This window comes from Phytohabitans maris (assembly GCF_031085175.1).
GTDB classification, from domain to species: domain Bacteria; phylum Actinomycetota; class Actinomycetes; order Mycobacteriales; family Micromonosporaceae; genus Phytohabitans; species Phytohabitans maris.
Map to the genome: position 1 here is coordinate 39,341 of NZ_JAVHUY010000061.1, position 21,767 is coordinate 61,107.

The following is a 21,767-nucleotide window of genomic DNA, read 5'->3' on the forward strand; positions in this document are numbered from 1 at the left end:
CCCCGCGCGACGGTCCGGACCACGACGGGCGTCGCGGTAGCCCGCTGAAATTCTGGGTTTTGGTCAGCGGAGGCCAGCGGCGCGGAGCCGCTCGGGGAGGGTGGCGAGGCGGTCGACGGGCTCGGCGCTGAAGACGAACCGGATGTGCCGCGCGGCCACCGCGTCGCCCCAGCCGGTCATCGCGGTCGCCGCGACCGCGCCGTCGCGCAGCAGGCGGCGCGAGGCCTCGGCCGGGTCGACGCCCATCGCGACCGTGTCGAGCAGCAGCGACCAGCCACCCGCCGGGCGCACCAGCGGGAGGCCGGCCAGGCTCGTGAGGATGGTGTCGCGGCGGCGCTGCAGCTCGGCGGTGGCCGCCGACACGTGCGCGTGGTCGCCGCGCAGGACGGCGGTCGCGGCCGCGCGGGCGATGCCCACCGGCGTGGTGGTGTTGTAGACGTGGGCCCAGCCGACGTGCTCCACAAGGGAGGGTGGGCCGGCGACCCAGCCGACCCGCCAGCCGATCATGCGGAACTCCTTGGAGAGCGAGCCGATCACCAGCGTCCGCTCGGCCATGCCCGGCTCGCGCACCGGGTGGACGAACGGGCGGCCGTCGAAGAGCAGGCTCTCCATCGCGCCGTCGTAGACGAGCAGCAGGTCACGCTCGCGGCACAGGTCGCAGACCGCGCGCCACTCCTCCTCGTCGAGCACCGCGCCGGAGGGCATGGAGGGGCTCATCAGCAGCAGCGCGCGGGTGGCCGGCCCCACCGCGGCGCGCAGCGCGTCCAGGTCGAGGCGCCACTCGCCGCCGACCACCCGGTACGGCGCGAAGCGGGGCACGCCGCCGACCAGGCGCACCCGGTTCCGCGCTCTCCGCGAGGCGCGCGGCCTGTCGGTGGTGGCTCTCGCCGAGCGGAGCGGCGTCGGCCGCGCCACGCTCACCAACCTCGAGGCCGGGCGCGGCAACCCCACGATCGACACCCTCTACGCGCTCGCGGACGCGCTCGGCGCCGCGCTGGGCGACCTCATCGACGAGCCGGCCCGCACCCGGGTCGAGGTGGTGCGCGCCGGTCGCGGCACGCGGGTGGAGGGGGCGGTCTCCGCCCGCCTTCTCGATCGGGTACGCGGGCAGCGGCTCGCCGAGCTCTACGAGGTGGACTTCGCCACCACCGCCCGCCACGCCGACCCGCACCCGGCCGGCGTGACCGAGTCGCTGCTCGTGGTGACCGGCCGGCTCCGCGTCGGCCCGGTGGCCGGGCCGGCGGAGTTGGGACCGGGCGACCTCATCCGGTTTCCCGGCGACGTCCCCCACGTGTACCAGGCGATCGGTGGCCCGGCGCGCGGCGTGCTGGTGATGGCCCATCCTTGATGGGGGCGCCTCCTTGACGGGGCGTGCTACTGGCGTTAGCTTTGCGGCTATGGTGCGTAGTTACCGGGCCGGTCTCTCCACCGCGGCCGTGGTCGAGGCCGCGCTCGCCATCATCGACGAGCAGGGCCCCGCCGCGCTCACCCTGGCCGCGGTCGCGCAGCGCACCGGGGTCGCCGCCCCGTCGCTGTACAAGCACGTGGGGAGCCTCGCCGAGCTGCGCACGCTGGTCGGCGCGCGGGTGCTGGAGGAGATGACCGAGCGCTTCACCCGCGCCGTGATCGGCCGCTCCGGCGACGACGCGGTCGAGGTGCTGATGCGCGATTACCGGGCGTACGTCACCGCCCACCCCGCCCGCTACGCCGCCACCCCCGCCGACCCCCTGCACGACCCGCGCATCGCCGAGGCGGGGCAGCGGCTGCTGGAGGTCTTCCTGGCGGTGCTGCGCGGGTACGGCCTGACCGACTCCGACGCCATCCACACGACGCGCTGCGTGCGCGCGGTCGTGCACGGGTTCGCGTCGATCGAGGCCAGTGGCGGCTTCGGCCTGCCCGAGGACCTCGACGAGACGTACGCCCGCCTGATCCGGATGACGATCGCCGGCCTCCCCCGCTGACCCCACCTCCCGGCGCCTGCCGGAGGCGGGCTGGGCAGCCGCGTGCCGGTTGGCCGTCGCGGCGCGGGTGGGGCGCACCTGCGCGGCGGCCGGGTGGACACAGGTCGCGAGCGGCGCGTCGCGGCCGGGTCGGTGTCCAGCGGTACCGGAAGTACCTTATGAGGCCGCCATAAGGTACTTCCGGTACCGCTGGTGCCCGCCTCGCGGGACGTCGCGGCTCGACGGCTCTTCAGAGCGGCGGTGCCGTCAGTGGCGGGCCGGGGCGGCCACGCATGACGCGGGCCAGCACGGCGGGGCGCATCAGGGCGGTGGGGGGCGCGACCAGGTGGAGCACGTCGGTGAGGACGCGGCACACGTACGCGTCGCGGTTGGCGACGTCGGTGGTCCGGTCCAGGTACCAGCGGGACAGCCGGTCCCCACGCCGCCGGGGCCCGGCCGTCGTCGGGTAACGCAGGTCGGCGCCGGTCGCGATCGCCCACGCGGGCGCGCTGGCGCGGGCGACCGCGGCCTGGGTGGTGCGGTCGAGCCGGCCCCGGCCGCGCAGGTGCTCGCCGAGCAGCAGCGCGTGCAGCGCCGCCACGCTCATGCCCTGACCGTAGATCGGGTTGAACGCGCACGCCGCGTCGCCCACCACCGCGAGCCCGTCCGGCCAGCGCGCCATCTCCTCGTAGTGGCGGCGGTGGTTGGCCATCTGCCGGAAGCCGTGCACCGCCGAGTCGGGCTCGGCGTCGCGGATCGCGTCGTAGATGACCGGGCTGCGCAGGTCGCGCGCGAACTCCAGGAACCCGGCGTCGTCGGTCGGGGGCGCGTCGCCGGCGATGCCGGCCAGCGTCGCCATCCAGCGGTCACCCTCGATCGGGTACAGCACGCCGCCGCGTGAGGTGTGCGGGATCTCGGGCATGAGCAGGATCGTCTTCCACCCCTTGGCGGTGCCCGGCGGCAGCCGGAAGCGGCGGCTGGAGTAGCCGAGCCCGGAGTCGATCCGCGTCTCGGCCGGCCGGCCGTAGCCGAGCCCCTCCAGCCACTGCGGCGTGCGCGAGCCGCGCCCGCTCGCGTCGACCACCACGGACGCGGGCAGGAACTCGATCTCGCCGCTCTCCCGCGAGCGGACCTCCACCCCGCTGACCGCGCCGCTGCCGCCCGAGGCCGCGCCGGCGCCGACCGAGACGCCGAGCCCGATCACGTCGGAGCCGTCGCGGAACACCACCCGCGGGTCCTCGGCCAGCCGCCGCCGGACCGTCCAGTCGATCAGCTCGCGGCTGGCGCCGACCAGCTGGTGGGTGGCCGGAAACCGCTCCCGCCAGCTGGTCGCGCTCAGGTAGAGGAAGTCGGTGGGGGCGGCGACCGGCACCGCGCCGCGGTCGGCCAGCTCGGCGACCAGCCCGGGAAACAGGCGGTCGAGCGCCCGCTGCCCGGACGTGATGAGCACGTGCAGGTGGTGCGCCTGCGGCACGCCCTTGCGCACCGCCGGCGCGTCCGGGTAGCGATCGCGGTCGATCACCGTCACCCGCTCGGCGTGGTCGGCGAGGGCACGGGCGGCGCAGAGCCCGGCGAGGCTGCCACCGACGACGACCGCATGCATCCACCCATCCTAATGCCCGAGCAGCTCCACCTCCGCCAGCGATACGGGCCCCGGGGACGTGACATCGAGCCGGTAGTGGGTGTACGCGCCGGGTCTGTCCACCGTGAACGGTCGGGTCTGCTGCCGCCACCGGAAGTCCTCACCCGACCGCTGGTCGAGCACCGTCCACGTGCGACCGTCCGTCGAGCCGGACAGGCGCCAGCCGCTGGGATCGGCGCCCCGCTGGGCGGCGGACGTCAGCGTGTACTGGGTCACCCGCTTCGGTCCACCCTCGACCGTCCACCGTAGAGTGCCGCCGACCGCGGCCTCCGTACCCGAGGTGTCGTCGGAGAGCGCGGCGGGGCCGCCGGTCACCGGGAGGTCGGCGCGCGGCCGCGCCGGCGGGCCGGGCGGGGTCAGCGACAGCGGCAGGTCCGCGGCCCGCGTCCCCCACGACGACGGCGACGGACCCATCCGGAAGTCGAGCACCGCGCCATCGGCCAGGTCGCGGTGGGACAGCCAGGACTTCTGGTACGGGCGGCCGTCCACCCGCAGGCTCTGGACGTACACGTCGGTCGGGCTGTTGTCGGGCGCGTTGACGACGATGCGCCGGCCGTTGTCGAGGTGCACCGTCGCCTTGCGGAACAGCGGCGAGCCGATGACGTAGTCGGCGCTGCCCACCTGGAGCGGGTAGAAGCCGAGCGCGGCGAAGAGGTACCAGGCGGAGGTCTCGCCGTTGTCCTCGTCGCCCGCGTAGCCCTGGCCGATCTCGCTCCCGACGTACATGCGGGAGAGCACCTCGCGCGTCTTCGCCTGGGTCTTGGCCGGCCGCCCCGCGTACGTGTACATCCACGGGATGTGGTGCGACACCTGGTTGCTGAAGCCCCACATGCCCATCCGCACGTCCCGCGCCTCCACCATCTCGTGGATCGTGCCGCCGTACGAGCCAGGGAAGCGGGCCGTCTCCGGGGTGGCGAAGAACTCGTCGAGCTTCTCCTCCAGCCCGGCCCGCCCGCCGTACAGGTTGGCCAGCCCCTGCCCGTCGTGCGGCACGTGGAAGGCGAAGTTCCACCCGTTCGTCTCGGTGTAGTCGTGCTCGTGCCCCCAGACCCGCGGGTCGTACCCGTCCGGTGTGGACTTCCACTGCCCCGCCGCGTCGCGCCCCTGGAAGAAGCCGACCGCCGGGTCGAACATGTTGACGTAGCCCAGCGCCCGGTTGCGGAAGTACTCGGCCTCCTCCCGGTAGCGGGCCCGCTCGGCGCGGGGCGTGGCCGGGTCGGTGGCGAGCGCGGCGGCCATGTTGGCGAGGCCGAAGTCGTTGACGTACCCCTCCAGCGCCCACGACACGCCCTCGGAGACGGACGACGCCGTGTACCCGCGGAACACCGACGTCTGGAGGCCCTTCCGCCCGACGTTGGTGTTGTCGGGGTCGGCGCCGGGCGGGGCGGAGGTGGCGTTGCGCAGCGCCGCGTCGTACGCGTCCTTGGCGTCGAAGCCGCGCACCCCCTTGACGTACGCGTCGGCGAAGGAGACGTCGGAGCTGGTGCCGGTCATGAGGTTGGCGTAGCCCGGCGCGGACCAGCGGGAGACCCAGCCGCCGTCGCGGTACTGCTGCACGAACCCGTCGACCAGCTCACCGGCCATCCGCGGGGTGAAGAGGGTGTACGCCGACCAGGTGGTGCGGTACGTGTCCCAGAACCCGTTGTTGACGTACACCTTGCCGTCCACCACCGGCGCCCCCGTCCCGGTCGGCGTGGTGCCGTCCGGGATCGCGGTCGAGGCTGAGGACTGCACCGCGTGCTTCCACACTGGACGGTGGGCGGTGCCGGTGTTCTCGTGGGCGGAGTTGGGGTAGAGGAAGAGGCGGTACAGGCTGGAGTAGAGCGTGGTGAGCTGGTCCGGGGTGGCCCCCTCGACCTCGACGACGCGGAGCTTGTCGTCCCAGAGCCGCTGGGCCCGGGCCCGGATCGTCTCGAAGCCGGCCCCGCCGACCTCCAGCTCCAGGTTGTGCCGCGCCTGGTCGACGGAGATGAGCGAGGTGGCGATCCGCAGCGTCACCGTCCTCCCGGCGCTGGTGTCGAAGGCGAGGTAGCCGGCCACGCCGGTGAACCGCCCACTCGCGGCCACCGGCCGGTCCACGACGCCGTAGACGAACATGCGGGTGGCGCCATTGGACAGTCCACTGCGGACGTCGGAGTACCCGGTGACCGTGGTGCCGTCGAGGGTGAGGCCACCGTCGCCGTTGACGTTGTCGAAGACGAGGTTGCCCCGGTCCCCGGGGAACGTGAACCGGAACACGGCCGCGTGGTCGGTCGGCGCGATCTCCGTCTTCAGCCCGTTGTCGAACGTCACGCCGTAGTAGTGCGGCTTGGCGACCTCGTTCGCGTGGCTGAACGGCAGCGCCCGCGCGGCCCGGTCGGCGGTCGGCGTGCCGGTCGCCGCCGAGGGCATCACCTGGAACGTCTGCCGGTCGCCCATCCACGGGCTCGGCTCGTGGCTGGCCGTGAACGCCTGCAGGGTGGGGCGGTTCTGCGCGTCGTTGCCCCGCTGGTAGTCGTACAGCCAGGTGGTGGAGCCGGCGTTCGTCATCGGCACCCAGAAGTTGAAGCCGTGCGGCACCGCGGTGGCCGGGATGTTGTTGCCCCGGGAGAAGGCGCCGCTGGAGTTGGTGCCGCGGGTGGTGACGACGTGGTCGGAGAGGTGGGCCGCGCTCGGGGCGGCCGCCGCGCCGATCCGGACGTCGTCGATCCACCCGTTGAAGAGCCCCTTGCCGGTCGTGCTGTCGTAGCCGACGAGGATGCGGTCGATCCGCTTGCCGGCCGCGACGGCGCCGATCCGGGAACGCTTGCTGTTCCACTGGTCGGCGTAGAGCGACTTGGCGGCCCCTTGCGCCCGCGGGCTGAGCCCGAACCCGTGCTGGTCCCGCGCGCCCAGCTCGCTGAGGTACGTGCCGTCGGTGAACGCCAGGTCCACGGCCGCGTACGTGCTCGGGTAGTCGAGGTCCTGCGCGGTCAGCTCCGGGAAGATCACGTACGACAGCTCGGTGTCCCGGGTCACCCGGATGTCGACGTCGAAGACCTTGTCGTACGCGTATCCGCGCCCGTCGCTGGTCTGGCCGCCGGACATCTGCAGCGCCCGAAGGCCCGTCCATCCGGCGTTCGGGCGCATGGTGGGCCCGTTGACCGGCCCGCCGCTGACGAACGCCCGCATGTCGGTGGCCGGCGGCGGCGTACCGTCTCCATTGGAGAGTTGGAGCTCGGCGAGCTGCGTGGCCGGCCCGCCCGCGACGGCGGTGACGGTGAGCCGGTAGTGGAGGTAGGCCGCGGTGTTCGCGAGGCGGTAGTCCTTGGCCTGGAAGCGCTCGGGAAACTCCTCGCCAGCGCGGGTGTCCAGTGTGGACCACGTGGTGCCGTCCGCCGACCCTTCGAGGGTCCAGTCCCGCGGGTCCCGCTCGGGCGCGTCGTTGGCGGAGATCAGTGCGTAGTGGACGATCGCGACCGGCGCGTCGAACCGGACGCTCACCCACCCGTTCGGCGCGTGCGCCAGCCACTTGGTACTGATGTTGCCGTCCACGAGCCGGTCGGCGGTCTCGTTCGGCGGGTTGTCGCCGCCGGTGGTGACCTCGACGACCCGGTCGGTCTGGTTGCCGGGTATGCCGACGATCGGGTCGCCGGTCACCCCGTCCATCCGCTTGGCGCCGGAGCGGTCGGTCTCGGCGGTGTCGACCCAGGTCGGCGCCGGGTCACCGGCCTCGAAAGAGGAGTAGAAGCCGGCCGGCGGCGCGGCCTCGGCCGGCGCCGGTAGGACCGGAGCGGCGGGAACGAGCAGGGCGGTTGCCAGGAGCGCGGTGCGCCGTCGCACAGACATGCCGGTACCTCCACAGGGGACGGCCGGCCGCGGGGGTGGGCGGCCGGCGCCGGAGATCAGTCAAGCCTGTCGATGCACGGACAACGTTGTCAACCCCTAGCGGAAGATTTTGAGCTACCGCGACGTCCGCGGTGGTCACGACCGTCGCTCCCGCGGCCTCACCCTCCGCGCTTCCCACCCGCGCCGGCCCAGCTGGCCGGGCCGGCCGTCGCGGGCCCGTGATCGGCACTCCGAGACCACCGGCGGCGGCCCCGGCCGCCGCGACGGGCGCGCCGGAAGAGATCGTGGTATTTGAGTGCCCCCCTGGGGGCACCTGAATACCACGATCTGTTCGCGCCGCGCCGCGGCCCCGCGGAGACCTCGGCCCCGCGCAAGGGTCCGGGTCCCGGCGGACGTCGCGGTAGCTCGGATCTTCGCCGGGAAGGGGCCAGTGCGGTGATCACTGACGTTCACCGTGTGACCGGCGGCCTTCGGCCGCTGGTCACACGGCCCGGCGAAGACGGCAAAGGTTAGTGGCCACAGCACTAATCGATGTCGCCGGGGCGGAGGCGGAAGACCTGGAGGCGCAGGCCGTAGTACTTCTCGGTCTCGCCGACCCACTGCATGCCGATGCGGCGCGCGGTGGCGCCGGCCCGCTCGTTGGCCGGGCGGGCGACCGCGAAGACCTCGTCGGAGCCCTCGTCGAACGCCCACCGCGCCAGCCGGCGGCCGGCCTCGGCGGCGTAGCCCTGGCCCCACGCGTCCGGGCGGAGCTGCCAGCCCATCTCGAGGTCTTCGCCGCCGGGCGGGAGCGGGAGCAGCAGGGCGCCGCCGATGACCTGCTTGTCGTCGACGCGCTCGATCGCCCATCGCCCGGCGGGGGTGAAGAGGCGCTGGTCCTCGGCGATCCACTGCTGCAGGATCAGCCGCATCGCGCCGAGGTCGGAGACCGTGTCCATGGCCGGACTGAGCCAGCGGGCCACACCGCCGTCGCCGTAGACGCCCAGCGCCGCTTCGGCGTCGTCGACCTCCCAGGGGCGCAGGGTCAGTCGTTCGGTTGTCAGACGTCCAGCCACCCGCCAACTCTATCCGCGGCGCGGCGCGCCACGACACGCCGGACGCGGGGTGCACCGACCCGACGGGCGGCGGACACCGGCCGTTCACCCGCCCTCTGTCCGGTTTGTGACGCGGTTCGTGAGCCAACGTCGCACATCACGAACCGATAACGCGGAAACACGGCCTACGCTAGGTCGTCATGGCCACCCGCGACACCCACAACCTGCGCTCCGTGCTCGCCGTCCGCGGCTTCCGGAGGCTCCTGGGCGTACGGCTGTCCAGCCAGCTCGCGGACGGGCTCTTCCAGGCCGCCCTCGCCGGCAGCGTGCTCTTCAATCCCGACAAGCAGACCAGCGCGATGGCGATCGCCGCCGGGTCGGCGTTGCTCGTCACCCCGTACTCGCTGATCGGGCCCTTCGTCGGGGTGTTCCTGGACCGGTGGAGCCGGCGCCAGCTCGTGGTCTTCACCAACCTGGTGCGGGCGGCGCTCGTGCTGCCCGCGGCCTACCTGATCAGCGCCGGCGACAACGGTGTGGCGTTCGTGGTGGTGGCGTTCGCGATCATCGGCCTCAACCGCTTCCTGCTCGCCGGCCTCTCCGCGGCGGTACCGCACGTCGTGGAGGATCGGCGCCTCGTCACAGCCAACTCGCTCTCCGGCACCCTCGGATCGGTCTGCTTCTCCGCCGGCCTCGGCATCGCGGTCGTCCTGATCAATTGGCTGATCGCCGCCGGCGACTCCGGCTACGCGGCGATGGCGCTGGTCGCACCGATCGGGTACGTGGCCTCCGCGCTGCTCGCCTGGCGTTCCTTCCGGGTGTCCGACCTCGGGCCGGACCACGCCGGCGTACCCGCGCGGGCGCCCATGCACTCGGCGCTCGGCGAGGTGGTGCGCGGCCTGGGCGACGGGCTGGCGCACCTGGCGAGCAAGCGCGGCGCGGCGTACACGATGGCGGCCAAGGCCGGCTTCCGCGCGCTCTTCGGCGTACTGACCCTGGCCATGCTGCTGCTCTACCGCAACTACTTCGTCACCGACGACGACGTGCAGGACTCGATCACCGGGCTGGCGTTCGTGGTGGTGGCCGGCAGCCTGGGCGTGATGGTGGCGGCGCTGGTCACGCCGGCGGTCACCCGGCGGATCGGCGGCTGGCGGTGGGTGGCCGGCCTGATCGCGGGGATCGCGATCGCGCTGCCGCTGACGGTCTCGTCGTTCACCCAGCCGCTGCTGGTGGTCGCGGTCTTCTGCGTCAACATCGCCGCGCAGGGCACCAAGATCGTGGTCGACACGTCGATCCAGCACGAGTGCGACGACGACTACCGGGGCCGGGTCTTCGCGGTCAACGACACCACCTACAACCTCTCGTACGTGCTGGGGCTCTTCGCCGCCGCGCTCACCCTCCCCGGCGACGGGCACTCGCCGGCGGCGGTGTTCGTGGTCGCGGCCGGGTTCGCCGTGATCGCCGGCTGGTACGCGGTCGTGGCCGGCCGCTGGGCCCGCCGGGTCGGCGACGACATCGCCCAGCCCGAGCCGGTACCGACCCCCGTGGGCTAAGGGTGATCGAAGCTCCCCTGAAGTCGTTAGAACGACGTGAGGGGAGCTTCGATCACCGGCGCGGGACTCACCGGCGCGGGCTAGCGCGGGAACTGCTCGGTCAGGCCTTCCGGGCCGACCAGGGGCTCGCCGAGGAGGTCGCGCAGGGCCTGCTCGCGCCGGTCCAGGGCGGCCCGCTGCGCCCGGGTCAGGGGTACCCACGGCGGTGGCGGCTCGGGCAGTGACGGCGGGAGGCGGCGGCCGGCGACGTAGGTGGCGACGTTGCGCAGCCGCTCCGGGGCCTGGCGCACCTGCCCGTGCGCGTCGACGACCGGAAACGCCCCCTGCTCCACCGCGAACACCGCCATGTCCGCCGGTGCCCCCACCGCCAGCGTCCCCACCCCGCCGGGCAGGCGCAGCGCCGCCGCGGGGTTGGCGGTGGCGGCGGCCACGACCTCGTCGAGGGCCATGCCCGCCGCGCGCAGCTTCGCCATCGTCGTGGGCAGGTCGAACACCGGCCCGTACCGGCACCGCGCGTGCAGGTCGGTGGAGACGGTGTGCGGCGGGAGCCCGGCGGCGAGCTGCTCCGCCAGCACGTCGAACGCGAACCCGCCGGCGCCGTGCCCCACGTCGAGCAGCACGCCCCGCGCGTACGCCTCGCGGACCGCCGGGCCGGCCCCGGTCGCCGCCACGCCGCTGGCGCAGTGGGTGAGGATGTCGCCGGGGCGCAGCAGCGGGAGCACGTCGGCGGGGCCGGGCGGGCCGGCGGCCACGTGCACCATCAGCGGCAGCCCGGCGGCGCGGGCGACGTCGAGGGCGCGTTCGAGGGGGCGCAGCCCGTTGCCGCCCGCGGTCTCCCGGTCGATCCGCGCCTTGACGCCGGCGACCAGGTCGGGGTGGCGGGCGATCGCGTCCAGCGCGGCGTCGACGTCGACGTGCGCCAGGTCGGTGGACTCGCCGGTGCGGCCGGTCAGGCCCAGCGCGGAGACGTTGAGGAGCACCGGCACCCGTACCCGATAAGTCTCGACCGCGGCCCGCAGCGCGTCGATCCCCCAGGCCCCCGCGGACCCGGCGTCCACCCAGGTGGTGACGCCGGAGTGCCAAGCCACCGGATCGGGGTGGATGCCCCAGTAGGTGGCGCCCGGGTGCACGTGCGTGTGCAGGTCGACCAGCCCGGGCGTGACGAGGTGCCCGCCGGCGTCGACCACCTCGCGGGCGGAGCCGGCCGGCAGCGCGGGCGCGACGGCGGCGATCCGCCCGCCCCGGACCGCCACGTCGAAGCGGCCGACGTGGCCGCCGCCCACGTCGACCACGTGCCCACCGGCCAGCAGCAGATCGTGGATGCTCACCGCTCCCCGTCCGACGCGCCTGAGATCAACCCGGGATCTTATCGGGTGGCCGCTGAGCTGTCCCGGCTACGCGGGGAGCGCGTCGAGCATCGTCCGCAGGGCCCGCTCGTAGGCGGGCGGGTCGAGGCTGAGGCTCGACATGATCAGCGTGTAGCTGCCGCCGGCGCCGACCAGGACCGCCTCGGCCTTGATGTCGTCCACCGCGATGTACGCCCGGTCCCCCTTCGGCACGTCGGTCACCGTCGCGTACGACTCGTCGGCGGTCTTGCGCTGGTAGTCGTACGTGGTGGAGCCGGCCAGCTGCGACGACATGGTGATCGTGACGCTGCCGACGCCCTTGCCGTCGCCGAAGAGGCAGTTCCCCTCGTCCACCATCGGCTTGCCGACGATCTCGGCGACCTTCTCCGCGGTGAACGGGCACGCGGGCACCGCCGTACCCAGGTCGCCGCCGGCCACCGGAAGGTCCACATCGGACCCTTCACCCGCCGCGGCACCCGATCCGCCGCCGCAGCCGGCCACGGCGAAGAGGAGGGCGACCGCCACCGGCACGAGTACGCGAGTTCTCATGCGTACGACGCTAGGGGCGCGGCGGGGCGCGGGAATCGGGTGCTTCCCTACGCTTTGCTCACCCCTGCTCCACCGCCGCGGGTGAGGCGTCGCCCGGCGTTCGCGGGTTTCCGGCGTGGCCGCCGCCGGCCGTGCCTACGGTGGCGGGGTGTCTGACGCCGTACCACCGATCGTCGTCGGCTTCGACGCCTCCGACGGCGCCGACGCCGCGCTGAACTGGGCGATGGCCGAGGGCGCCCGCACCGGAACGCCGGTGGTCGTCGTGTACGCGTTCGACTGGCCGACAAGCTCCGCGATCGCCGGCCTGGCCCCGACCGCCTGGCCCGACCACGGCGCCCACGACGAGGCGGACCGGGTCCTCGCCGCTGCCCTGTCGAAGGCGCGCGAGAGCCACTCCGGCGTACCGGTGGCCGGCGCGGTGGTGCCCGGCGCCGCCAGCGCGGTCCTGGTGCAACGCTCCCGGGGGGCGCGCCTGGTCGTGCTCGGCGGCCGCGGCGCCGGCGGGTTCGCCGACCAGCTGATCGGGTCGACGAGCATCGGCGTCTCGGCGCACGCCCACTGCCCGGTCGTCGTCGTACGCGGCTCGGAGCCGGCCCCCGGCGCCCCGGTCGTGGTCGGCGTCGACGACTCCGACTACGCGCAGCTCGCCGCGGAGTTCGCGTTCGCCGCCGCGGCCAGCCGGGGTACCAGCCTGCGGGTGATCCGCTCCTGGGAGCCGCCGTCAGCGCGCTGGCGCCCGTCGGGCTACAACCCGGACGCGCAGATCGCCGCCCAGCACGAGGAGACCGCGGAGTTCGTCGCCGCCTGGCGGGACAAGTACCCGCGGGTGACGGCGAGCATCCACGTGGTCGCCGGCCGCCCCGCCGAGGCGCTGATCGAGGCGAGCCGCGGCGCCCAGCTCGCCGTCGTCGGCTCCCGCGGCCGGGGCGGCTTTCGCGGGCTGCTGCTCGGCTCGGTCAGCCAGCAGCTGCTCTACCACGCGGAGTGCCCGGTGGCGATCGTCCGCTCCCTCCCGGACTGAGACCGGCAGCGTCCGGGCCGAGTCCGGGCAGCGTCCGCGCCTTCGCCAGGGCTGAGACCGGGCCGCCGGACGGGATCAGACCAGCAGGACCACCTTGCCGCGGCCGTGGCCCCGCTCCAGCTCCCGGTGCGCGTCCGCGGCCCGGTCGAGCGGATACGTGCGCCGGACGTGGAAGCGCAGCTCACCCTTCGCGTACCGGTCGGCGAGAGAGGCCAGCCGGCGCGCCGAGCGCACGCCCTCGACCACCCGCACGCCCAGCTCGGCGGCCCGGCCGTGGTCCACCAGCGTGAGGATCCGCCGCCGGTCGGGCACCAGCGCCAGGGACGCGTCCAGCGCCGCCCCGCCCGCGCCGTCGAGCGCCGCCGTCACCGCGAACGGCCGCAGCCGCTCGACCAGCCCGTCGCCGTACGCGACCGGCGTCGCGCCCAGCTCCCGCAGGTAGTCGTGGTTGTCCGGCGCCGCCGTGCCGACCACCGCCGCCCCGGCCAGCACGGCGAGCTGCACCGCCATCGTGCCGACCGCCCCGGCCGCCCCGTGCACGACCAGCACGTCTCCCGAGCCGACACTCAGCGCCTCGAGGGCGAGCGACGCGGTCTGCGCGCCCGCCGTGAAGCCGCCGGCCACCTCCCACGGCATCGCCTCGGGCTTGCCCGTGACCTGGTCAGCCGGGACGACCAGGTACTCCGCGTAGGCCTGCAGCTGCCCGAAGCCGAGCACCTCGTCGCCGGCGGAGACCCCGGTGACGCCCGCCCCGACCTCGTCGACCACCCCGGCGAACTCGTTGCCCGGTATCCGCGGCAGCGGCTTCGTCACGCCGGGCGGCGTCCAGCCGGCGCGCACCGCCAGGTCGTACGGCTGCACGCCGGCCGCGCGCACCCGGACCCGCACGTGCCCGTCGCTCGCGTGTGGAGTGTCCACGTCGGACACCCGCAGCACCTCGGGACCGCCGTACTCGCTGAAAATGGCCGCTCTCATAGGTCCGAGTCTCAAACCTCAACCCCGGTTGAGGTCAATCAGCCGCGCTCTATGAGGTGCCCCACAACGGCCGGGCCGTACATGGCGGCGCCCGACCCGTCGCGCCGCGGGTCGACCTCGGGCAGCGTGACCGGCTCGCCGCTGCCGCTGGCCGCCGCCGGGCGCGGCCCCACCCAGGCCAGGGCCAGCCGCCGCTCACCCTTGAGGAAGCGCTGGGTGCGCACCCCGCCGGTCGCCCTCCCCTTGCTCGGGTACGCCGACAGCGGCGTGACCTTCACGCTGCCGCCGCTGGAGGTGACCACCAACGGTTCGCCGTGCTCCGGGTCGTCGGTGCGCACCGCGCCGAAGAACACCGCGTGCGCACCGGCCGCCAGGTTGATGCCGGCCATGCCGCCGCCCTTGAGGCCCTGCGCCCGGACGAGGCCCGCCGCGTAGTACAGCAGCGAGGAGTCGGAGCTGACGAACGTGAGCATCTCCGCGCCGTCGGTGAGCCAGGTCGCGCCGATCACCTCGTCGCCCTCGCGCAGCCCGATCACCTCGAACTCGTCCGAGCGCACCGGCCACTCGGGCGCGCACACCTTCACCACGCCCTGCTTGGTGCCGAGCGCCAGCCCCGGCGAACCCTCCCCGGTCAGCGGGGCGAGCCCGATCACCGTCTCCCCCGCCGCGAGCGGGACCAGCTCGGAGGCGGACATGCCGCCGCTCAGCGACACCGTGCCGGACTGCTCGGGCAGCACCGGCAGCGGCAGCACGTCCGTCTTGAACGCCCGCCCGTGGCTGGTCACCAGCAGCACCCGGCCCCGGGCGGTGGAGTGCACCACCGCGCGCACGCTGTCGTGCTTGACCCGGCCCCGGCGGCTGCGCCCCTCCGGCGCCTCCTCCGACTCGACGGCGGTACGGGCCACGAGGCCGCTCGCCGACAGGATCACCTGGCACGGGTCGTCGCCGACTTCCAGGGGCCCGGACGGCACCGACGCGGCGAGCGTCTCCTTGAGGTCGCCGCCGATCAGCGTGGTGCGCCGCTCGCGGGAGAACTCCTTGGCCACCGCGGCCAGCTCGTCCGAGACCACCTTCTTGAGCACCTGGTCGTCGTCGAGGATCGTGGTGAGCTCGGCGATCTCGGCGCGCAGCTTTTCCCCCTCGGCCTCCAGCTCCAGCCGGTCGAACTTGGTCAGCCGGCGCAGCGGGGTGTCCAGGATGTACGTCGCCTGGATCTCGGAGAGCTTGAACTGGCTCATCAACCCGTCCTTGGCGGCCTGCGCGTTTTCGCTCGCCCGGATCAGGCGGACCACCTTGTCGATGTCGAGCAGCGCGATGAGCAGGCCGTCGACCAGGTGCAGGCGCTCCTGCCGCTTGCGCCGCCGGAACGTGGTGCGCCGGGTCACCACCTCGTACCGGTGGTGGAGGAAGACCTCCAGCAGCGCCTTGAGCCCGAGCGTCTGCGGCTGCCCGTCGACCAGCACCAGGTTGTTGACGCCGAACGACGACTCCAGCGGGGTGAGCCGGTACAGGTCGGCGAGCAGCGCCTGCGGGTTGACCCCGACCTTGCACTCGACGACGAGCCGGGTGCCGGCCTCGCGGTCGGTCAGGTCCTTGACGTCGGCGATGCCCTGCAGCCGCTTGGTGCGGTTGACCTCCTCGGTGATCCGCTCGATCACCTTCTCGGCGCCGACCCCGTACGGCAGCTCGGTGACCGTGATCGCCTGCCGCCCGCGGCTCCCCTCCAGCGGCCCGATCTCCACCTTGCCCCGCATGCGCACGATCCCGCGCCCCGTTTCGTACGCCTTGCGCACCTCGTCGAGGCCGAGCAGCAGCCCGCCGGTGGGCAGGTCGGGCCCGGGCACGAACGTCATCAGCTTGTCGAGCGTCGCGTCCGGGTGCTTGATCAGCCACCGGGCGGCCGCGACCACCTCACCCAGGTTGTGCGGGATCATGTTGGTGGCCATCCCGACCGCGATGCCCGAGGTGCCGTTGACCAGCAGGCTCGGGAAGGCGGCGGGCAGCACGGTCGGCTGCTCCAGCGACCCGTCGTAGTTGGGGTAGAAGTCGACGGTCCCCTCGCCGAGCTCCCCGACGAGCAGCATCGCCTCCCGCGACATCCGCGCTTCCGTGTAACGCGAAGCAGCCGGTCCGTCGTCTGGGGACCCGAAGTTGCCGTGCCCGTCGACGAGCGTCGCGTTGAGCGAGAAGGGCTGCGCCATCCGCACCATGGCGTCGTAGATCGCCCCGTCGCCATGCGGGTGGTACTTACCCATGCAGTTGTGGACCACGAAGCCCTCGGCCACGAAGGCGTGCTCGTCGCTGCCGACCTGGATGTCGTACGTGGCGTCCGGCTCGACCGGCTCGACCGACTCCACCCGCAGGAACGACGAGCCGGCGAGCGCGTCGAGCCGCTGCCCGAGCGGCGAACCGATCCGGTGCGGCCGGCGAATCCAGCCGTCGCGCTCGGCCATCACGGGGCCACCGGGAAGGCGGTCGTTGCCCTGCTTGCCGCCGTAGGCGTAGGAGAGGTCGGCGACGCGGTGGAGGTCGTCGCGCTTGTAGCCAACCTTCACGGCCCCCAGAAGAGCGCTGGCGAGCGTCGCGGCGTCGCGGCCGGAGATGGACAGGCCCATCAGTGTCTTGTGGCCCGCCTCGCTGGGGCGGGACCAGTGGTGGCCGTGGACGCCCGCGTCGGCCAGCATCGAGTGCAGCTGCCGGATCAGGCGCTCGCTGGTGCTCACGAGGACGATCTCGCGGAAGCGCTTGCGCACGTACCCGTCGCCGTCGAAGAAGCCAGCGAGGAACGGCACCCAGGCGGCGCGGTCGGCCAGCACGTCGGCGGGCACCGCCTTGGCGTCGCCGCCCGGCGTGGCCACCTCCAGCAGGCCATCGTGCCGGGCGAACGTCAGGATGTGCTGGTCCTTGTGGTGCGGCTGCCGGGCCTCACGCTTGCCGCGCGAGACGTTCAGGCCGGCCTCGATCGCCCACGCGTGGGCCGCGTCGATCGGCTCGGGGTCGACCATGCGGAGACGGACCCGCCCGTCGGCCGGACGCGCCCGGTCGACCGCGAAGCCCTCCGCGGCGACGAGGCCGCGCACGTACGCGTAGGTATCGTCGCCGGTGCGACGCAGGCCGTCGTGGCGGGCGGCGCCGTAGCCGATGGTCAGCCTGCCGGCGAGGTCGCGGGCCTCGACCCACTCGGTGTCGAGATCCTCGCCCACGGCCCGGAAGCGCTGCCCTGGCGTGACCGACATGGTGTGCCCATTCGACCAACGGACGCGGACCAGCTCGGAGACCGGGTTTTCGTAAACGGCCGTGACCGGCACCGGACGCCCTTGGCCGTCGAGCACGAGCTCGCCCGCCTCGATGGACTCGATGGGCCGTAGCCCGTCCGGCGTAGAGACGAGCGTGCCGCGCACGAAGCAGTCGCCGACGACGCGGGCGGACTTGACGTGCGGTCGGTCGGGGCGGTGGCCCTGCTCGTACATCGAGTAGAGGATGCGGCGGTGCACCGGCTTGAGGCCGTCGCGGGCGTCGGGGAGCGCGCGGGAGTGGATGACCGAGACCGCGTACTCCAGGTAGGAGTCTTCCACCTCCTGGACCAGCGGGTTGTCGACCACCGTCGCCCCCGCCTGGTCGAAGGCGGAAAGGTCTACAGTGGACCCCTTGTCCTTGCGGCGTGCCATCAGTGTGCTCCCGTTGTCGCTCGTTCGGCGCCGCCCGCCGGCGGCCGCCGAGGCAAAACCTCTCTCACGCGTCGATGGCGTCGCGGTCGACCCGCGCCGCCTGGTCGATCAGCCAGGCGCGGCGTGGTGGCACCGCGTCGCCCATCAGCAGGTCGAGCACCCGCTCCGCCTCGTCGGCGTCCTTCATGGTGATGCGGCGCACGGAACGGGCGGCCGGGTTCATCGTGGTGTCCCACAGCTCGTCGGCGTCCATCTCGCCGAGTCCCTTGAACCGGGGCACCGGCGTGACCACCTGCTTGCCGGACTTTTCCAGCCGGGCGACCGTGCTCTCCATCTCCGCCTGGGTGTACGTGTACACGGTCTTCGGGTCGCGCCCCTTGGTCGTCACCTTGTGCAGCGGCGGCATGGCGGCGAAGAGGCGGCCGGCCTCGATGACCGGGCGCATGTAGCGGGCGAAGAGCGTGATCAGCAGGGTGCGGATGTGTGAGCCGTCGACGTCGGCGTCGGCCATGATGAGGATGCGGCCGTAGCGCAGCGACGCCAGGTCGAAGGTGCGGCCGGAGCCGGCGCCGAGCACCTGGACGATCGCCGAGCACTCGGCGTTGTCGAGGACCTGCTGCAGGTTGGCCTTTTGCACGTTGAGGATCTTGCCGCGGATGGGGAGCAGCGCCTGGTACTCGGCGGAGCGGGCCAGCCGGGCGGTGCCGAGCGCGCTGTCGCCCTCGACGATGAACAGCTCGCTGCGCTCGACCCCGGTGGAGCGGCAGTCGACCAGCTTGGCCGGCATCGACGCGCCTTCGAGGGCGGTCTTGCGGCGGGCGGCGTCCTTCTGCTGCTTCTGGGTGAGGCGGACCCGGGCGGCGTCGACGATCTTCTGCAGGACGGTGCGCGCCTCGGCCTTGGTCTTGCGGGCCTCGACCCAGGCGCGCAGCTGCTGCTCGACCACGCCCTGGATGACCCGGGTGATGCCGGCGGTGGAGAGCTCGTCCTTGGTCTGCGAGGTGAACTGCGGCTCGGGGATCCGCACGTGCACGACCGCGGTCATGCCTTCGAGCACGTCGTCGAGGACCGGCGCGTCCTCCTTGGGCTTGAGCAGGCCGCGGGTGTTGCGCACGGCCTCGACGAGCGCGCGGGTCGCGGCCCGCTCGAAGCCCTTGCGGTGGGTGCCGCCGTGCATGTTGCGGATGGTGTTGGTAAAGCACTCGACGGTGCGGTCGTAGCCGGTGCCCCACCGGAGCGCGACCTCGACCTCGGCCTTGCGCTCCACGTTGGACTGCATGACGCCGTTTTCGTCGGCGGCGTTCTCCCGGTACGACCCTGAGCCGTTGATCAGGACGGTGCCGCAGACCGGTCGGTCGCCGGGCGGGGCGAGGAACTCCACCATGTCGGAGAGCCCGTTGGGAAAGTGGAAGGTGTCCTTGCCCTCGGCGTGGGTCAGCACGTAGGTGACGGTGGGGACGAGGAACGCGGTGTTGCGCACCTTGGCCCGCACCGCCTCCACGTCGAGTGCGGCGCCGGTCTCGAAGTAGCGCGGGTCGTGCCAGTACCGGATGGAGGTGCCGGTGGGCTTGCCGGCGCGGAGCCGGCCGGTGACGCGCAGGCCGCTCTGCGGGGTGAACGGGGCGTCCGGCCCGGGACCGGCGAAGACGCCGGGCTCCCCGTACCGGAACGACATCTCGTGGACCTTGCCGCCGCGGCGGACGGTGACGTCGAAGCGGCGGGCGAGCGCGTTGACGGCGGAGGCGCCGACGCCGTGCAGGCCGCCGGAGGTCTTGTAGCCGGAGCCGCCGAACTTGCCGCCGGCGTGCAGCCGGGTCAGCACGAGCTCGACGCCGGAGAGGCCGGAGCGGGCGTGGACGTCGGTGGGGATGCCCCGGCCGTCGTCGTCGACCTGCACCGACCCGTCGTCGTGGAGGATGACCTCGACCCGGGTGGCGTGGCCGGCCACGCCCTCGTCGGTGGAGTTGTCGAGGATCTCGTTGACCAGGTGGTTGACGCCGCGGCTGTCGGTGGACCCGATGTACATGCCGGGGCGCTTGCGGACGGCGTCGAGCCCCTCGAGGTGCGTGAGGTCGTCCGCGCCATAGAGGGTCTCGGTCACTTGCTGCTCCTGGATCGTGTGGCTGCGTCGCGGGCCAGCCTAACGGCCAGCCCCGACAACACCCCTCATGAACCGCCCGTGACGGCCACCACCTGCCCGTTCACGCCGGTGTTGGCGGCCGACCCGAGGTAGACGACCGCGCCAGCGACCTCGGCCGCGTCGAGCAGGCGTCCGAGCGGGCTGAGCGCCGCGTACGCCTCGCCGGCCGCGTCCACGATGTGCCGGTTCGTATCGGTACGGGTGAGGCCCGGCATGACCACATTGGACAGGATGTCGCCGTCCCGCCCCAGGTCGAACGCGACCGAGCGGCTGAACCCGTGCAGGGCCGCCTTGGCCGCCCCGTAGTACTCGCCGCCGGCCACCCCCGCGGTGGCGATGCTGGAGGAGATGTGCACCAGCCGCCCGAACCGGCGCTCCCGCATCGCCGGTGCGACGGCCCGGCTCAGCTGGACCGGGCCCTCCAGGTTGGGGCGCACCACGGCCAGCCAATTCTCGTCCGCCACCGCCTCGAACCGGCCTTCGGCGAGCGCCTCGCCACCCCACTGGACGGCGTTGTTGACCAGCACGTCGATCCGCCCGGTGCGCTCCAGCACCTCGCGCACCAGGTCGGCGGCGGAGTCGGGTTCGTCCAGCGCGTACCGGACGGCGACCGCGCCGAGGTCGCCGGCCAGCCGTTCGGCGGCCTCCTTCGCTCCGTGGTAGGTCAGGACGACGCGCGCGCCCTCCGCGGCGAAGCCGCGCGCGATGTGGCGCCCGATGCCGCCGGTGGCCCCGGTCACGATCACCGTGCGGCCGTTGAGTCCCAGATCCATGTCGTGCTCCTCTCGTTCCGAGGAACAACCTCGCCGCTGCCGGCCGCCGGAGGGAGACCGGCTCGAGACTGGCCCCCCGGGGGCCACGCTGGGCGCGGGCGCCGCGGATAGGCTCGACGCATGAGCGAGCTCGGCGAATATCTCCGCGGCCGCCGCGAAGCGATCACGCCCGCGCGGGTCGGGCTGCCGGACGGACCCCGCCGGCGTACGCCGGGGCTGCGCCGGGCCGAGCTCGCCACCCTGGCCGGGGTGAGCGTCGAATACCTGACCCGCCTCGAGCAGGGCCGCGACCGCCACCCGTCGCCGCAGGTGCTGGGCGCGCTCGCCGACGCGCTCCGCCTCGACGTCGACCAGCGTTTCCACCTGCACCTGCTCGCCAAGCCCGGCGGCGGCCTGGTCTGCTCGGGGCGGGTCACGCCGGCGAGCACGGTACGGCCGACGGTGCGGGCGCTGCTCGACCGCCTGGAGCCGGCCCCGGCGTACGTGGTCAACCGGCTCGGCTCGCTGATCGCGTACACGGAGGGGTTCCGGCGGCTGGCCAGGCCGGTCGGGCTGCTCGACGGCGACCCGCCGAGCCTGCACCGCTTCCTCTTCACCGACCCGCGGGCCCGCACCGCGTACCCGGACTGGGAGCGGCGGGCTGACGAGGCCGCGGCGGCGCTGCGGTTCGAGGCGCGGGACGAGGGTGACGAGCATACCCGGGAGCTGGTCGACTGGCTGAGCGTGGCGGCGGGCGGGCCGTTCATCGAGCGCCTTTCCCAGCCGCCGGCGCTGGCCCGCGCCACCGGCGTCCACCGGCTGGTGCATCCCGAGGTGGGCGAGCTGAGCCTGGCGTACGAGACGCTCGACCTGCCGGCCGGCGACTACCAGCAGCTGGTCGTCTACCTGCCGGCGGACGAGGCGACCGGGGCCGCGCTCGACGCGGTCACCGACCGGCTGGCGGCCGCCGCATACTGAGCTGGCCGGGGCCCTCGAACCGAGGACCCCGGCCAGCGGGTCTATTTCGTTGTTTCGTGGGGTCAGCTGTTCCAGTGGTCGGCCACGGTCTTGGCGGCCATCGACTCCCACTGCGCGTAGTGGAACGGGAACGCCGACACCTGCACCGCCTGCGCGGCATCGGTCAGCGGCATGTCCCGCCACCCGTCAACATTCTTCAACCCCGACAAAAACGCCGTCGTCGAATACACCGGATCGGTAATCTGCTCCGGCGAACCCCAACCCGAAGACGGACGCTGCTGGAACAACCCCAACGAGTCATGATCGTTCACATCACCCAGATGACCCAGGTTCACCAGCTTCGACTCCTGCAACGACGTCGCGAC

The 21,767-nt window shown here is 73.4% G+C and carries 14 protein-coding genes and 4 pseudogenes; 5 read left to right on the forward strand and 13 right to left on the reverse strand.

Annotation, left to right across the window (positions count from 1 at the left end):
• Nucleotides 1-63: 63 nt before the first annotated feature.
• Complete coding sequence (locus RB614_RS40135) at nt 64-837, reverse strand: pyridoxal phosphate-dependent aminotransferase (protein ID WP_308717968.1); 774 nt, start codon at nt 835-837, stop codon at nt 64-66.
• Here RB614_RS40135 and RB614_RS40140 point away from each other — a divergent pair.
• Both RB614_RS40140 and RB614_RS40145 read left to right on the forward strand, forming a co-directional pair.
• Nucleotides 734-1,348, forward strand: a complete 615-nt coding sequence (locus tag RB614_RS40140) for an XRE family transcriptional regulator (protein WP_308717969.1) — start codon at nt 734-736, stop codon at nt 1,346-1,348. The genes RB614_RS40135 and RB614_RS40140 overlap by 104 nt on opposite strands.
• A gap of 49 nt (nt 1,349-1,397) precedes the next feature.
• Complete coding sequence (locus tag RB614_RS40145; RefSeq protein ID WP_308717970.1) at nt 1,398-1,961, forward strand: TetR/AcrR family transcriptional regulator; 564 nt, start codon at nt 1,398-1,400, stop codon at nt 1,959-1,961.
• 229 nt (nt 1,962-2,190) lie between these two features.
• Here the strand turns inward: RB614_RS40145 and RB614_RS40150 are convergent, their stop codons facing one another.
• The 3 genes and pseudogenes from RB614_RS40150 to RB614_RS40160 all read right to left on the reverse strand — a co-directional run bounded on the left by RB614_RS40150 (nt 2,191) and on the right by RB614_RS40160 (nt 8,444).
• On the reverse strand, nt 2,191-3,543 hold the full coding sequence (locus RB614_RS40150) for an NAD(P)/FAD-dependent oxidoreductase (protein WP_308717971.1): 1,353 nt from the start codon (nt 3,541-3,543) through the stop codon (nt 2,191-2,193).
• A gap of 18 nt (nt 3,544-3,561) precedes the next feature.
• Nucleotides 3,562-7,389 (reverse strand): annotated as a pseudogene (locus RB614_RS40155) (GH92 family glycosyl hydrolase); the annotation flags it as partial.
• A gap of 524 nt (nt 7,390-7,913) precedes the next feature.
• Nucleotides 7,914-8,444 carry a GNAT family N-acetyltransferase gene (locus RB614_RS40160; protein WP_308717972.1) on the reverse strand — a complete coding sequence of 177 codons (531 nt, stop codon included), beginning with the start codon at nt 8,442-8,444 and terminating at the stop codon, nt 7,914-7,916.
• A gap of 179 nt (nt 8,445-8,623) precedes the next feature.
• Here RB614_RS40160 and RB614_RS40165 point away from each other — a divergent pair, with 179 nt between their 5' ends.
• On the forward strand, nt 8,624-9,973 hold the full coding sequence (locus RB614_RS40165; protein WP_308717973.1) for an MFS transporter: 1,350 nt from the start codon (nt 8,624-8,626) through the stop codon (nt 9,971-9,973).
• 80 nt (nt 9,974-10,053) lie between these two features.
• On the opposite strand, the gene RB614_RS40170 is transcribed toward RB614_RS40165, so the two are convergent.
• Together RB614_RS40170 and RB614_RS40175 are read right to left on the reverse strand one after the other, a co-directional pair.
• Nucleotides 10,054-11,301 (reverse strand): amidohydrolase/deacetylase family metallohydrolase, encoded by a 1,248-nt coding sequence (locus tag RB614_RS40170; RefSeq protein WP_308717974.1) that lies wholly within the window; start codon nt 11,299-11,301, stop codon nt 10,054-10,056.
• Nucleotides 11,302-11,367: 66 nt separating this feature from the next.
• Nucleotides 11,368-11,868, reverse strand: a complete 501-nt coding sequence (locus RB614_RS40175) for a hypothetical protein (RefSeq protein ID WP_308717975.1) — start codon at nt 11,866-11,868, stop codon at nt 11,368-11,370.
• A gap of 148 nt (nt 11,869-12,016) precedes the next feature.
• Between RB614_RS40175 and RB614_RS40180 the strand changes: the two genes are divergently transcribed.
• Nucleotides 12,017-12,889 carry a universal stress protein gene (locus RB614_RS40180; RefSeq protein ID WP_308717976.1) on the forward strand — a complete coding sequence of 291 codons (873 nt, stop codon included), beginning with the start codon at nt 12,017-12,019 and terminating at the stop codon, nt 12,887-12,889.
• Nucleotides 12,890-12,964: 75 nt separating this feature from the next.
• Here the strand turns inward: RB614_RS40180 and RB614_RS40185 are convergent, their stop codons facing one another.
• The 6 genes and pseudogenes from RB614_RS40185 to RB614_RS40210 form a co-directional block, all read right to left on the reverse strand.
• On the reverse strand, nt 12,965-13,864 hold the full coding sequence (locus RB614_RS40185; RefSeq protein WP_308717977.1) for an NADP-dependent oxidoreductase: 900 nt from the start codon (nt 13,862-13,864) through the stop codon (nt 12,965-12,967).
• 38 nt (nt 13,865-13,902) lie between these two features.
• Complete coding sequence (locus tag RB614_RS40190; protein ID WP_428983207.1) at nt 13,903-16,479, reverse strand: DNA topoisomerase (ATP-hydrolyzing); 2,577 nt, start codon at nt 16,477-16,479, stop codon at nt 13,903-13,905.
• Nucleotides 16,465-17,100, reverse strand: a pseudogene (locus RB614_RS40195) (LAGLIDADG family homing endonuclease); the annotation flags it as partial. The pseudogene RB614_RS40195 and the gene RB614_RS40190, both read right to left, overlap by 15 nt.
• Before the next feature lie 171 nt (nt 17,101-17,271).
• Nucleotides 17,272-17,532 (reverse strand): annotated as a pseudogene (locus RB614_RS40200) (DNA gyrase subunit A); the annotation flags it as partial.
• A gap of 64 nt (nt 17,533-17,596) precedes the next feature.
• Nucleotides 17,597-19,633 carry a DNA gyrase/topoisomerase IV subunit B gene (locus RB614_RS40205; RefSeq protein WP_428983205.1) on the reverse strand — a complete coding sequence of 679 codons (2,037 nt, stop codon included), beginning with the start codon at nt 19,631-19,633 and terminating at the stop codon, nt 17,597-17,599.
• Nucleotides 19,634-19,698: 65 nt separating this feature from the next.
• On the reverse strand, nt 19,699-20,445 hold the full coding sequence (locus tag RB614_RS40210) for an SDR family NAD(P)-dependent oxidoreductase (RefSeq protein ID WP_308717978.1): 747 nt from the start codon (nt 20,443-20,445) through the stop codon (nt 19,699-19,701).
• A gap of 120 nt (nt 20,446-20,565) precedes the next feature.
• On the opposite strand from RB614_RS40210, the gene RB614_RS40215 reads away from it, so the two are divergent.
• Nucleotides 20,566-21,402, forward strand: coding sequence for a helix-turn-helix domain-containing protein (locus tag RB614_RS40215; protein ID WP_308717979.1), 837 nt, complete (start codon nt 20,566-20,568; stop codon nt 21,400-21,402).
• A 62-nt stretch (nt 21,403-21,464) separates the two neighbouring features.
• On the opposite strand, the pseudogene RB614_RS40220 reads toward RB614_RS40215, so the two are convergent.
• Nucleotides 21,465-21,767 (reverse strand): annotated as a pseudogene (locus RB614_RS40220) (hypothetical protein); the annotation flags it as partial.